This window comes from Microbispora hainanensis (assembly GCF_006874475.1).
GTDB lineage: Bacteria > Actinomycetota > Actinomycetes > Streptosporangiales > Streptosporangiaceae > Microbispora > Microbispora hainanensis.
Genome location: NZ_VIRM01000019.1, coordinates 60378 through 73837 on the forward strand (window position 1 = coordinate 60378; position 13460 = coordinate 73837).

Annotated in this window: 8 protein-coding genes; all 8 read left to right on the forward strand. The window is 71.2% G+C overall.

The features are described 5' to 3' along the window. Positions 1-144: 144 nt before the first annotated feature. The 8 genes from FLX08_RS17420 (at position 145) to FLX08_RS17455 (ending at position 13441) form a co-directional block, all read left to right on the forward strand. Complete coding sequence (locus tag FLX08_RS17420; protein ID WP_142619919.1) at positions 145-1128, forward strand: DMT family transporter; 984 nt, start codon at positions 145-147, stop codon at positions 1126-1128. A gap of 298 nt (positions 1129-1426) precedes the next feature. Then, positions 1427-3079, forward strand: coding sequence for a fumarate hydratase (locus FLX08_RS17425; RefSeq protein ID WP_142619920.1), 1653 nt, complete (start codon positions 1427-1429; stop codon positions 3077-3079). Positions 3080-3177: 98 nt separating this feature from the next. Then, a complete protein-coding gene (locus FLX08_RS42125; RefSeq protein WP_244312708.1) occupies positions 3178-4725 on the forward strand; it encodes a serine/threonine-protein kinase in 1548 nt (515 codons plus the stop codon). 42 nt (positions 4726-4767) lie between these two features. Next, on the forward strand, positions 4768-6240 hold the full coding sequence (locus tag FLX08_RS17435) for a serine/threonine-protein kinase (RefSeq protein ID WP_142619921.1): 1473 nt from the start codon (positions 4768-4770) through the stop codon (positions 6238-6240). A 170-nt stretch (positions 6241-6410) separates the two neighbouring features. Beyond that, positions 6411-9284 (forward strand): NACHT domain-containing protein, encoded by a 2874-nt coding sequence (locus FLX08_RS17440; protein WP_142619922.1) that lies wholly within the window; start codon positions 6411-6413, stop codon positions 9282-9284. 11 nt (positions 9285-9295) lie between these two features. Beyond that, positions 9296-10687: a class II fumarate hydratase gene (locus FLX08_RS17445; protein WP_142619923.1), complete on the forward strand. Its 1392-nt coding sequence runs from the start codon at positions 9296-9298 to the stop codon at positions 10685-10687. 67 nt (positions 10688-10754) lie between these two features. Then, complete coding sequence (locus FLX08_RS17450) at positions 10755-11528, forward strand: 3-hydroxybutyrate dehydrogenase (protein ID WP_142619924.1); 774 nt, start codon at positions 10755-10757, stop codon at positions 11526-11528. After that, entirely contained in the window at positions 11513-13441 is a 1929-nt protein-coding gene (locus tag FLX08_RS17455; protein WP_142619925.1) for a helix-turn-helix domain-containing protein, read from the forward strand. The genes FLX08_RS17450 and FLX08_RS17455 overlap by 16 nt, the downstream gene beginning before the upstream one ends. Positions 13442-13460 lie beyond the last annotated feature (19 nt).

The window sequence follows — 13460 nt, forward strand, 5'->3', positions numbered from 1 at the left end:
CGCCTCGCGCAGCTCGCGGGCGATCTGCCCGGCGAGCCCGCCGGCGTCCCTGTCGACCACGAGATGAAGATCGGCCATTGGTCCACTCTAACGGCGGCCGATTGGACCAGGAGCCAGGACCAAGTCATCCCTAGCATCCCTCGCATGAACACTCATGTGGCCGGAGCCGCGGGTGCGATGTTCCTCGTGGGGACGTTGGCGGCGGTCTCCGGCGTCATCGCGGACTATCCGGTCTATGGAGGGCAGGCGGTCCGCTACGCCCTCGCCGCCGTGGTCATGCTCGCCGTCGCCCGGACGCGCGGCCTCGGCTACGTACGGCTCCGGCCGCGCCAGTGGGGGTTGCTCGTCGCGATAGCCCTGACGGGGCTCCTGCTGTTCAACCTCTGCGTGGTCGAGGCGAATCGCGCGGCCGGGCCCGCGCTGCCCGGCATCGTCCTCGGCACCGTGCCGCTGGCGCTCGCCCTGGTGGGCCCGATCTTCACCGGCGCCCGGCCCTCCCCGCGCGTCGTGGCCGCGGGTCTGGTGGTGGCCGCCGGGGCCACCCTGGCGACCGGCGCCGGCAGCGGGAATCTGCCCGGCCTGCTGTGGTCTCTGGGCGCCCTGGTCTGCGAGCTGTGCTTCTCGCTGCTGGCCCTGCCGCTGCTGCCGCTGATCGGCCCCCTCAGGCTGTCGGCGTGGACGGCGGCGCTGTCGGTGCCGTTCCTGCTGGTCACCGGCCTCGTCCTGGACGGCCGTGACGTGCTGCGTGCCCCGACCGCCGCGGAGGCGGGCGGTCTCGCCTACCTCGCGCTGGTGGTGACGACCGTGGCGTTCTTCCTGTGGTATCGCTCGCTGCCCCACCTGGGCCCGGACCGGGCCGGGCTGTTCGCCGGGGTGGTCCCCGTCGGCGCGCTCGCCACAGCCGCCCTTCTGGGGGTCGCCGTCCCCTCAGCGGCCGACCTGGCGGGAGCGGCTCTCGTGATCAGCGGGATCGCCCTCGGGCTCCGGTCGCCCGCTCGGCCTGTTCGGGGCGCTCGGTCTCCGCGGTCCGCTCGGCCTGTTCGGGGCGCTCGGTCTCCGCGGTCCGCTCGGCCGGCGGCGGCTCCTCGCGCGGCGTCCGCCGCCCCCCGGGAGGGCTCCACCAGGTGATGTCGCCCTCCTTGACCTGCCGCAACACAAGCGTCAGCAGCGACACCGCCAGGCCCACGAGAATGCCGATCGCGAAGACGACCATGACCCACACTTCGCCATGCATGGCCCCTCCCCTCTCTGTCCTCTGTCTTAATTATCCCGCTTTATGGTCGAATATTCGGTTTGAAGTTATTCAAAACGCACGCATGGCCCGGACATGATGACCGTCGCCCGCGAGCCGTACGCTGTGCAAAGACCATGGGCGGTCCGCGGGGCGGGCACGCCCGACCAGGCAGACCACGAGGAACCGAGGACGATGCCGGAGTTCGACTACACCGACCTGCTCCCGCTTGGACCGGACGAGACGGAGTACCGCCTGATCACCAGCGAGGGGGTGCGGGTCACCGAGGCCGCCGGGCGCAGGTTCCTGGAGGTCGAGCCGGAGGCCCTGCGGCTGCTCACCGAGACCGCGATCCACGACATCTCGCACTACCTGCGGGCCTCCCACCTGGCCCAGCTCCGCAAGATCGTCGACGACCCCGAGTCGAGCGGCAACGACCGCTTCGTCGCCCTCGACCTGCTCAAGAACGCGAGCATCTCGGCCGGCGGGGTGCTGCCGATGTGCCAGGACACCGGCACCGCGATCGTCATGGGCAAGCGCGGCAGGCACGTGCTGACCGACGGACGCGACGCCGAGCACCTCAGCCGCGGCGTCTACGACGCCTACACCAAGCTCAACCTGCGCTACTCCCAGATGGCCCCGCTGACCATGTGGGACGAGAAGAACACCGGCTCCAACCTGCCGGCCCAGATCGAGCTGTACGCCGAGGACCCCAACGGCCACCCGGACGAGTACAAGTTCCTGTTCATGGCCAAGGGCGGCGGCTCGGCCAACAAGTCGTTCCTCTACCAGGAGACCAAGGCGGTGCTCAACGAGAAGCGCATGCTCGCCTTCCTGGAGGAGAAGATCCGCTCGCTCGGCACCGCCGCCTGCCCGCCGTACCATCTCGCGATCGTCGTGGGCGGCACCAGCGCGGAGTACGCCCTGAAGACCGCGAAGTACGCCTCGGCCCGCTATCTCGACTCCATCCCCACCGAGGGCTCCCCGAGCGGGCACGGCTTCCGCGACCTGGAGATGGAGAAGAAGGTCTTCGAGCTGACCCAGAAGCTGGGCATCGGCGCGCAGTTCGGCGGCAAGTACTTCTGCCACGACGTACGCGTCATCCGGCTGCCCAGGCACGGCGCGTCGTGCCCGGTCGCCATCGCGGTGAGCTGCAGCGCCGACCGGCAGGCGCTCGCCAAGATCACGCCGGAGGGCGTCTTCCTCGAACAGCTGGAGACCGACCCCGCCCGCTTCCTGCCCGACACGACGGACGAGCACCTCGGCGGCGACGTGGTCGGCATCGACCTCAACCGCCCGATGCCGGAGATCCTCGCCGAGCTGAGCAAATATCCGGTGAAGACCCGGCTGTCGCTCACCGGCCCCCTCGTCGTGGCCCGCGACATCGCCCACGCGAAGATCGCCGAGCGGCTCGACGCCGGCGAGGACATGCCGCAGTACATGAAGGACCACGCCGTCTACTACGCCGGCCCGGCCAAGACCCCCGAGGGCTACGCGTCCGGCTCCTTCGGCCCCACCACCGCCGGGCGGATGGACTCGTACGTCGAGCGCTTCCAGGCGGCGGGCGGCTCGATGGTGATGCTGGCCAAGGGCAACCGGTCGAAGCAGGTCACCGAGGCGTGCCAGAAGTACGGCGGCTTCTATCTCGGCTCGATCGGCGGCCCGGCCGCCCGGCTGGCCCAGGACTGCATCAAGAAGGTCGAGGTCCTGGAATATCCGGAGCTGGGAATGGAGGCGGTCTGGAAGATCGAAGTCGTGGACTTCCCGGCCTTCATCGTCGTCGACGACAAGGGTGACGATTTCTTCGCCGACACGACCGGTCCCGTCCTTACCATCGGGAGGCGCTGATCTGCGGGGAGGTTGTCAGGATCTTTGACAGAAGATCTCAACAATTTCCCGGCATGGTCTCTACAGGTCGCACTACACAAATCGGTAAGCTGCCACCCATGCGTGCGCCGTCCGGATACTTGCTAGCCGCGCGCTATCGGCTGATCGAGCCGGTCGGGCGCGGCGGGATGGGCACTGTGTGGCGCGCGCGTGACGAGCTGCTCGACCGCGAGGTGGCTGTCAAGGAGGTGCGGCTCCCGCTGGTCCTCGACGAGGAGCTGCGGGCGGAGCTGTGCGCGCGCACCGAACGCGAGGGCCGGGCGACCGCCATGGTCGCCCATCCCTCGGTCATCACGGTCTTCGACGTCATCACCGAGGACGACCGTCCCTGGATCGTGATGGAGCTGCTCAGGGCGCGGTCGCTGGAGGAGCTGATCCGCCAGGAGGGCCCGCTGCCGCCGCGCCGGGTGGCCGACATCGGCCGGCAGGTGCTCGGCGCGCTGCGCGCCGTCCACGCCAAGGGCATCCTGCACCGGGACGTGAAGCCCAGCAACGTGCTGGTGACCGACGACGACCGGGCGGTGCTGACCGACTTCGGGCTGGCCGCCCTGGAGGGCGACGCCTCCATCACCCAGGCCGGGATCGTCCTCGGCTCCGCCGGATACATCGCCCCGGAACGCGTCCTCGGCGACAAGGCGAGCCCGGCGGCCGACCTGTGGTCGCTGGGCGCCACCCTCTACACCGCCGTCGAGGGCCGCGGCCTGCACGGCCGCCGTACGGCGGCGGCCGCGCTCGCGGCGCTGACCAGCGGCGCTCCGATCCCCATGGACAAGGCGGGCCCGCTCGCCCCGGTCCTGCGCGGCCTGCTCCAGATCGACCCCGCGGCCCGGCTCGACGGCGTCCGCGCGGCCCACGCGCTGTCGAGGGTCGCGGCCGGAGGCGTGGCCGACGACCCGTTCGCCTCCCCGTTCCGGACCGGCCGGCCCACGCCGCCTCCCATCGCCCCGCAGCCCACCGCCCCCGAGACCCGCAAGCCGCCGCAGCGCAGCCAGCGGGGACAGCACCGGGCCGAGTCGCGCCCCACGCCCAAGGTCACCCCGCGCGACCGCGACTCCGGGCCCCACCGCCAGCAGTGGCCGTACGGCCAGCCGCACCGGCCCGGGGAGCATGTCCAGCCTCAGGCGTACGATCCGTACGCGTCGGGGCGGTACGACATGTACGGGCCGCACGGGCAGTCCGGACAGTATGGCCAGTTCGGTCAGAGCGGTCAGCTACGGCACAGCGGATCCTCCACCGGGTCCCACAGCGGTCCGTACGGTGGCTCGAACAGCGGTCCCTATGGCGGGTCGCACAGTGGCTCCCACAGTGGCTCACACAGCGGCTCACAAAGTGGCTCCCACAGCGGCACGTACAGCGGCCCTCACCAGCAGGCGGGGCCGTACGGTCACCAGCCCGGTCACCAGCGCGGTCATCCGCGTGACTACGGCTACCCGCGCGAGGCGCCGTCCGTGCCGTCCCAGCGGCGGCGGCCGAGCGAGGGTCTGCACCGCAAGCCGTCCGAGCCCGCCTTCCACCAGGTCGTGCGCATTCCGATGATGCGGCATGTGGCGAGAATGATCAAGCTCCTGCTCCCCCGCCGGTATTGGCCGCGAATCTTCATCAAGTGACCAGAAAGCGATTTCCAAGGCGGAATCGCTATCTTTCTAGATATGCCGGAACAGCACCCAGGGCCACTCGCCGATCGCTATGAGCTGCGCACCCGCATCGGACGGGGAACCATGGGCACCGTCTGGCGAGCGTACGACCGGTCGCTGGGCCGGGAGATCGCGGTCAAGGAGATCCGCCAGGACCCCTCGCTCAGCCCCCGGCAACGCCAGGAGCTGCGCGAACGCATGATGCGCGAGGGCCGCATGGCGGCGCGTGTCAGCCATCCCTCCGTCGCCACCATCCACGACGTCATCGTGTCCGACGGCATCCCGTGGATCATCATGGAGCTCGTCGAGGGGCGCTCGCTGGAACAGGTGATCGACGAGGAGGGCCCGCTGCCGCCGCGTCTGGTGGCGGAGATCGGCTACGACCTGCTCGGCGCGCTCCGCGCGGCCCACGCCCAGGACATCCTGCACCGCGACGTCAAACCGGCGAACGTGCTGCTGACCGAGACGGGCAGAGTCGTGCTGACCGACTTCGGCATCGCCAAGGCGCTCGGCGACCACGCGCTCACCCAGACCGGCATGGTGATCGGCTCGCCGGGATACACCGCCCCGGAGCGGGCCCGCGGCGAATACACCGGCCCCGAGTCCGACCTGTGGTCGCTCGGCGCGACGCTGTACTTCGCCGTCGAGGGACGCCCGGCCTACGAGCGCGCGACCGTCGGCGAGACGCTGGCCGCCCTGATGACGGAGGAGGCCGACCCGCCCGCGCAGGCCGGTGCGCTGCGGCCGGTCCTGGACGGGCTGCTGGTGAAGGACCACACCGCGCGCCTCACCCCGGAGCGCGCCGCCGCGATGCTGCGCCTGATCGCCGACACCCCCACGGGCTCCATTCCCGCCGTGCCCCCGGCACCCGGACATGACGGGACGGCGCTTCCCGACGGCAACGCCTCGGCCGCCCGGCCGGCCGGAGCCAACGTCGCCGGAGACGACGAGGACGACGCGAACCGCACGATGGTCGTCCCTCGTCCCCCCGCCGCTCCCCGCCTTCCCGCCCCGCCTCCCGTCGGCTCCAGGAACGGCATCGCAGCCAACACCGCAGGCAAGCCCGAGCATCTTTCCGAGCACGCTTCCGATGGCGGGGACAGGCACAGCACCACCGTGCCCGGCAGGCTGCCCGGCCCTGGACCCATGACGCCCCCGCCACCCGGCCCGGGCTTCACCGGGAACGGCCCTGCGCCCATGCCCGGGCCTCCCCCCGCCCCGCAACCCGGCGCCTTCCCGCCCGGGGCCGTGCCGCCCGGTGCCTTCTCACCCGGCGCCTTCCCACCCGGGGCCTTCCCACCTGGGGCCGTGCCGCCGGGGGACGGCGTTCCGGGGAAGCCGCCCAGCCTGGGCACGGACCTGTTCACCATGCAGACTCCCTCCGGCCCGGACGCCAAGACGCAGGTCCGGGTGCTCGTGACGATGGGAGTCGCGCTCTTCGGCGTCCTCGCGCTGATCCTCCTGGGCGTCTTCATCTTCGCGAAGTGATTTCCCGGCGTGCGGGCACCTCCGACCAGGTGACCCGACCGCTGGCCCGGCCGATCACCGCACTCCTCACCCCCGTCGAACGTGGACAACGGACTTACGAGTGTTGCGCCGGATGTCCGGACACTGTTAGCAAGGTCACGAATACCTTCGGTGTCCCCCTGGAGTGACCGGTGCGCAAAGGGATCAGCTACGCCGACGCGGTCAAACTGCTCGGACAGGAGAGCAAGCTCGCGAAGGTCCTGACCGGCACCCTCGTCGGGGCCGTGCCGGGGTTGTCCCTACTCGACGTCAAGGACGAGGCCGTACGGCTGGCGGGCGAGGCGACCGGCAGGCTCCGCGACCGGGTGACGGGCCTGAACCGGTACGACCGCACGGCCCGGCTGGAGGCCGCCCAGGCCGTCCTCGTCGTGGCGGCGTTCTTCGAGGCCCTCGGCGAACTGTCCCTGCCCTTCGATGCCAAGGATCTCCGCCTCGATCGGGACGAGCAGGCGGCGCTCGCCGGATCGGACGCCGAGCGAGGGTCGTTCGTCCACACGCTGATGACGATCGAGCCGGCCGGACTGCGTGCCGGCCACTCCTACGCGGAGATGCTCGACTCGATCGACGCGTACTACCGGAAGCTCGCGGCGGGGCTGATCGGGTTCGTCTCCGGGCTGGCGGTCCGTGACCGCCTGGACGCGACCGAATGGGAACGCGCGAAGACGACGATCGAGGAGGAGCTGCCCAAGGCCGCCCGCCGGAAGTACGAGGAACTCCACCGGCGGCTGGCTCTGGACGTCCCCGAGGTCGCGCTGTGGCAGGACATGATCTCCCGCCAGCGGGTCGAGACCGGCCTGGCCGAGCTGGAGGCGCTGCTCACCCAGGTCGCCGCCAACACCAAGACACCCGATCATCCGCACGCGCTGTCCCTGGCGCACCGAGCAGCCCTGAATCGGCCCATCGCCCAGTCGGGTGAGGTCCCCTCGGGCATGCGCATGCCCAGACTCATCGACGCGTACGTGAACCCGGATTTCCGGCTGGCCGAGTATGGCGAGCAGGCCGATCCGAGCGCCGAATGGTGGTGGGGCCAGAGCGAGCCGAACGACGACATCACCGGCTTCCTGGCCCGCTACTTCACCTCGCCCGAGGCCACCAGGATGCCGCTGGTCGTCCTCGGCCAGCCCGGAGCCGGCAAGTCCGTGCTCACCAAGATCCTGGCCGGTCGTCTGCCGTACGGCGGCTTCCTCCCGGTGCGGGTGCCGCTGCGGGAGGTGCCGGCCGACGGGACGATCCAGGAGCAGATCGAGGCGGCGGTGCGGGAGGCCACCGGGGAGCACCTGAGCTGGCCGGAGCTGGCGAGGTCGGCGGACGGCGCATTGCCGGTCGTCATGCTCGACGGGCTGGACGAGCTGCTCCAGGCAACCGGAGTCCATCGGTCCGACTACCTGAGCCGGGTGGCCGAGTTCCAGAGCAGGGAGGCGGCGCTGGGCCGCCCGGCGGTCGTGCTCGTGACCACGCGGACCGCCGTCGCCGACCGGATGCGTTTCCCCCAGGGGTGCCTCGTGTTGCGGCTGGAGCCCTTCGATGAGGAGCAGGTCCGCCGCTGGCTGGCGGTGTGGAACCTCGCGAACCAGGAGTTCTTCAGCGCCCAGGGAGTGAAGCCGCTGCTCCCGGAGACGGCGCTGGCGCACGGCGAACTGGCGTCCCAGCCGCTGCTGCTGCTGATGCTCGCGCTGTACGACGCCGATGCCAACGCCCTGCAGCGCGGCGAGGCCGAACTCAGTCAGGCCGAGCTGTACGAGCGGCTGCTGACCCGCTTCGCCCGCCGGGAGGTGGACAAGCACCATCCGGGGCTGCCGGACGCGCAGGCCGCCCAGGCCGTGGAGACGGAGCTGCGCACGCTGGCCGTCGCGGCGTTCGCCATGTTCAACAGGGGCAGGCAGTGGGTCACCACCGACGACCTGAACGGCGACCTGGCCGCGCTGCTTCCGGCTCCGGCGGCGCAGACCGTGAGCTTCCAGGCCCCCCTCTCCCGAGCCGACCGGGTGATCGGGAGGTTCTTCTTCGTCCACCAGGCATCCGCCGAAAGGGACGACGGCAAGCTGCAGACGTACGAGTTCCTGCATGCCACCTTCGGCGAGTACCTGGTCGCACGGATGACGCGCGACGTGCTGCGCGGCATGGTCGCCCGCGAAACCGCGGCGGCGGCCGACCCCTTCTTCGGCCGGCCACAGCCCGACGACGGACTCCTGTACGCGCTGCTGTCGTTCTCCGTGCTGACCGAGCGGCAGCCGATCGTGGAGTTCCTCCGCGACCTACTGCCCGCCCTCGACCGCGAGCCAACGGTGGACCTGCTCGTGCGCCTCCTGCACGCCGCCGAAACCCGCACCGACCAGAAGTACGCCGACTATCGGCCCAAGCCGTCCACGTTCATCACCCGGTACGCCTACTACACCGCCAATCTGGTAATCCTCGCCTCCCTCACCGCTGACGGGATCACCGCGAGAGACCTGTTCCCCGGCCACACGCAGCCCCTCGACGCCTGGCCTCACGTGACGTCCCTCTGGTTCGCCCGCCTCAGCATGGCGTCCTTCGAGAGCCTGCTCTGGAACTTCCAGGTCGAAAGGTATAGGGACGACCTTGTGGTCCGGTACATCGGCGACGCCGAATACCAGCGGGTGGGCGGCTTCGAACCCGAGGGACATGACGACAGGGCCTGGCCCCTCCCGGGGCCCCACACACTCGACGCGATGCACTTTCTCGCCGACCCGCGGCTCGACGGGCTGGCCCTCGCCGCCGAGCGGCCGATATTGGCGCAGTCTTCCCTGATCGACGCGACCCTCCTGTTCCGCCCCAAGACGTCGGAAGTCCGGTCACTGGCCGAGGCATGGCGCCTGTCGAACAGACCCCGCGGTACAGCCGAAATTCTGATCGATCACCTGCGTAAGGAGTACCGGCCGGATCCGGAGGGGGTCGCGGCGGTCTTCCGGGAGGTGACCGGGGAGGAACTGCCTGACGAGGTGGTGGAGGCCGACCGTTCGGAGGGGGCGGATTTGGGCGGGTGAAAGACTGAGGCATGGACGAATTCCGCATCGAGCACGACTCCATGGGCGAGGTCCGGGTGCCCGCCCGTGCGAAGTGGCGGGCCCAGACGCAGCGGGCGGTGGAGAACTTCCCGGTGTCCGGCAGGGGGCTTGAACCGGCGCACATCGCGGCGCTCGCCCGCATCAAGGCGGCCTGCGCGAAGGTCAACGCCGAGTACGGCGTCATCGACAAGGACATGGCGCAGGCCATCCAGGAGGCGGCCGAGGAGGTCGCCGAGGGCAAGTGGGACGACCAGTTCCCCGTGGACGTCTTCCAGACCGGCTCGGGCACCTCGTCCAACATGAACATGAACGAGGTCATCGCCACGCTGGCGCAGGAGCGGCTCGGCCGGCCCGTCCACCCGAACGACCACGTCAACGCCGCCCAGTCGTCCAACGACGTCTTCCCGTCCTCCATCCACGTCGCGGCGACGTACGCCGTGGTGCACGAGCTGACGCCCGCGCTGGAGCACCTGGCGACCGCGCTGGAGGAGAAGGCCACGGAGTTCGCCGACGTGGTGAAGGCGGGCCGCACCCACCTGATGGACGCGACGCCGGTCACGCTCGGCCAGGAGTTCGGCGGCTACTCCACCCAGATCGAGCTGGCACTCGAACGACTCCAGGCGACGCTGCCGCGCCTGGCCGAGCTGCCGCTGGGCGGCACGGCCGTGGGCACCGGCGTCAACGTGCCGGGTCCCGGCTGGGCGCAGGCGGTGATCGCCGAGCTGAGCCGGATGACAGGGCTGCCGTTCACCGAGGCCAGGGACCACTTCGAGGCGCAGGGCGCGCGGGACGCCGTGGTCGAGCTGTCGGGCATGCTCAAGGTCATCGCCGTCTCGCTCAACAAGATCGCCAACGACCTGCGCTGGATGGGGTCGGGCCCGCGCGCGGGGCTTGGCGAGATCAACCTGCCCGACCTGCAGCCGGGTTCGTCGATCATGCCGGGGAAGGTCAACCCGGTGATCCCGGAGGCCGTCACCATGGTGGCCGCGCAGGTCGTGGGCAACGACGCGGCGATCACGATGGCCGGGGCCTCGGGATCGTTCGAGCTCAACGTGATGCTGCCGGTGATGGCGCGCAACGTGCTGGAGTCGATCCGGCTGCTGGCCAACGTGTCGCGGCTGCTCGCCGACCGGTGCGTGAGCGGGATCACCGCCAACGTGGAGCGCCTGCGCGAGTACGCCGAGTCGTCGCCCTCGATCGTCACCCCGCTCAACCGCTACGTGGGGTACGAGGAGGCCGCGAGGATCGCCAAGCAGGCACTGAAGGAGCGCAAGACGATCCGGGAGGTCGTCATCGAGCGCGGCCACGTGGCGAACGGCACCCTGACCGAGGAGCAGCTCGACCGGGCGCTGGACGTGCTGTCCATGACCCGCCCCACATAGGGGGGCGCGCATCTATGTCGCCGTCCCCCATGTGCCGGGAAGAGCGCGGTTTCTATCGTGAGGCAGCATGAGCCTTGAAGGACGTACGGCCCTCGTCACCGGCGCGGGGAGCGGCATCGGACGGGCGTGTGCCCGGCGCCTGGCCGCCGAGGGCGCGCACGTCGTCGTCGCCGACATCAACGCCGAGGCCGCGAGCAAGGTGGCCGCCGAGATCGGCGGCACGCCGGTGGCCGTCGACCTGTCCGATCCGGAGTTCCTGGTGGCCTGGCGGGGCCAGCTCCCGCCCTCGCCGCACACGCATCTGCGCGCCGACATCGTCGTGAACAACGCGGGGTTCCAGCACGTCGCCCCGATCGAGGAGTTCCCGCCCGAGATCTTCAACAAGATCATGCGGGTGATGGTCGAGGCGCCGTTCCTGCTCGTGCGCGACGTGCTGCCCGGCATGTACGAGCGCGGCTGGGGCCGCATCGTCAACATCTCCTCGGTGCACGGACTGCGCGCCTCGCCGTTCAAGGCGGCCTATGTGACGGCCAAGCACGCGCTGGAGGGCCTGTCGAAGGTGATCGCCCTCGAAGGGGCGGCCCACGGCGTGACCTCCACCTGCGTCAATCCCGCGTACGTCCGGACGCCGCTGGTGGAGAACCAGATCGCCGACCAGGCGCGCACCCACGGGATCAGCGAGGACGAGGTGGTGGAGCAGATCATGCTCGCCCCCGCGGCGATCAAGCGGCTGGTCGAGCCGGACGAGGTGGCCGAGCTGGTGGCCTACCTGTGCGGGCCGCAGGGGTCGTTCGTCACCGGCGTCTCGATTCCCATCGACGGAGGATGGAGCGCACGCTGACCACACCGGCTCCCAAGAACGCGACGGCTCCGGCGAGCGGCGCGCACGCCTATCTCGACCTGCTCGCACGGGAGGCGTCGGCGGTCGAGTTCGAGGGCCCGATCCTGCAGGCCAGGGCGGCCGGGGCCGACTCCGCCACGCTGGAGGAGCTGGAGCGGGCCAAGGTCGCGGCGCTCCAGGTGCGGGCCGTGCTGCGCCGGCGGGCCAAGCGGGAGGCGGAGCTGTCGGCGCTGTTCGACACCGCCAGCGACCTGGCCGGGCTGCGCGACCTCGACGCGGTGCTCCAGGCAATCGTGCACCGGTCCAGGCAGCTGCTCGCGACCGACATCGCGTACATGACGCTGAACGACCCCGAGCGCGGCGACACCTACATGCGGGTGACCGACGGGTCGATCTCGGCCAGCTTCCGGCGGCTGCGGCTGCCCATGGGCGCCGGGCTGGGCGGGCTGGTGGCGCAGAGCGGCACGCCGTACAACACGGCGGACTACTTCGCCGACCCCCGGTTCCGGCACACGAACACGATCGACGTGGCCGTCCACGAGGAGGGCCTGGTGGCGATCCTCGGGGTGCCGCTGCGGCTCGGCACGCAGGTCATCGGCGTGCTGTTCGCGGCCAACCGCAGCGCGAGGCCGTTCGCGCAGGAGGAGGTGGCGCTGCTGTGCTCGCTGGCGGCGCACGCCGCCGTGGCCATCGACACCGCCCGGCTGCTGCAGGAGACCCGGGCCGCGCTGGGCGAGCTGAGTGAGGCGAACACGCTGATCAGGGCGCACAGCGAGTCGATCGAGCGGGCCGCGGACGCGCACGACCGGATGACCGGCCTCGTGCTGCGCGGCGGCCTGCGTGGAGGCGGGGTCGAGGACGTCGCCGCGGTCGTCACCGAGGTGCTGGGCGGCCGGCTGACCGTGCTGGACGACGAGGGCCGTCCCCTCGTGGGCGAGTCCGGCGACCTGGAGGTGGGCGTCTTCGACGCCGCGCAGTCGTCGCGGGCACTGGGCCGCACGGTCAAGCGCGGCGACGCGTACGTCGCGTCGGTGGACGTCGGGGCGGCGCCGCTGTGCACGCTGGTCCTGCGGACCGATCACCTGGTGTCCGACACCGACCAGCGGATCCTGGAGCGCGCGGCGATCGTCACCGCGCTGCTGCTGCTGTTCCGCCGCAGCGTCGCCGAGGCGGAGGGGCGGGTGCGGGGCGAACTGCTCGACGATCTGGTCTCCCGTCCGGAGCTGCGCGGGCTGGACGACCGGGCGCGACGGCTCGGCATCCATCTCGGCGCGCCGCACGTGCTGGTGGTGGCGCGGCACGACGGGCAGCGGGAGCGCGGCGCGTTCTGGGCGTCGTCGCAGGCGACGCTGGCGCACGGCCTCGCCACGGCCAGGGGCGACGAGGTCGTGCTGCTGCTGCCCGGCGACCGGCCGGGCGCGCTGGCCCGGCGCGTCGCGGCCGAGCTGAGCGCCTCGCTCGGCCGCCCGGCGACGGCGGGGGCCGCGATGGCCACGGGTCCGGCGACGGCGGTGGCGTCCGCCTATCAGGAGGCCCGCCGGTGCGCGGGGGCCCTGGTCGCGTTGGACCGTACGGGTGACGGCGCGAGCGCCGAGGAGCTGGGCTTCGTCGGCCTGCTGGTGGGCGAGCGGCGCGAGGTGTCGGGCTTCCTCGCGGGCGCGCTCGGGCCGGTGCTCGACTACGACGCGCGCCGGGGAACCGCCCTGGTCAAGACGCTCAACGCCTATTTCGGCACGGGCGGCTCGCTGTCGCGTACGGCCGAGGCCCTGCACATCCACGTGAACACGGTGACCCAGCGGCTCGACCGGGTCGGGCAGCTGCTCGGCGACGACTGGCAGGAGCCGGAGCGCGCCCTGGAGATCCAGCTCGCGCTGCGGCTGCACCGGCTGCGCACCCACATGCCGGACGCCTGAGGTGTGTGGCGGGGCCCCA

What these genes read in the sequence shown, in the direction of transcription:
- FLX08_RS17420 (WP_142619919.1), top strand. Translation starts at nt 145, where the DNA reads ATGAACACTCATGTGGCCGGAGCCGCGGGTGCGATGTTCCTCGTGGGG.
- FLX08_RS17425 (WP_142619920.1), top strand. Translation starts at nt 1,427, where the DNA reads ATGCCGGAGTTCGACTACACCGACCTGCTCCCGCTTGGACCGGACGAG.
- FLX08_RS42125 (WP_244312708.1), top strand. Translation starts at nt 3,178, where the DNA reads ATGCGTGCGCCGTCCGGATACTTGCTAGCCGCGCGCTATCGGCTGATC.
- FLX08_RS17435 (WP_142619921.1), top strand. Translation starts at nt 4,768, where the DNA reads ATGCCGGAACAGCACCCAGGGCCACTCGCCGATCGCTATGAGCTGCGC.
- FLX08_RS17445 (WP_142619923.1), top strand. Translation starts at nt 9,296, where the DNA reads ATGGACGAATTCCGCATCGAGCACGACTCCATGGGCGAGGTCCGGGTG.
- FLX08_RS17450 (WP_142619924.1), top strand. Translation starts at nt 10,755, where the DNA reads ATGAGCCTTGAAGGACGTACGGCCCTCGTCACCGGCGCGGGGAGCGGC.
- FLX08_RS17455 (WP_142619925.1), top strand. Translation starts at nt 11,513, where the DNA reads ATGGAGCGCACGCTGACCACACCGGCTCCCAAGAACGCGACGGCTCCG.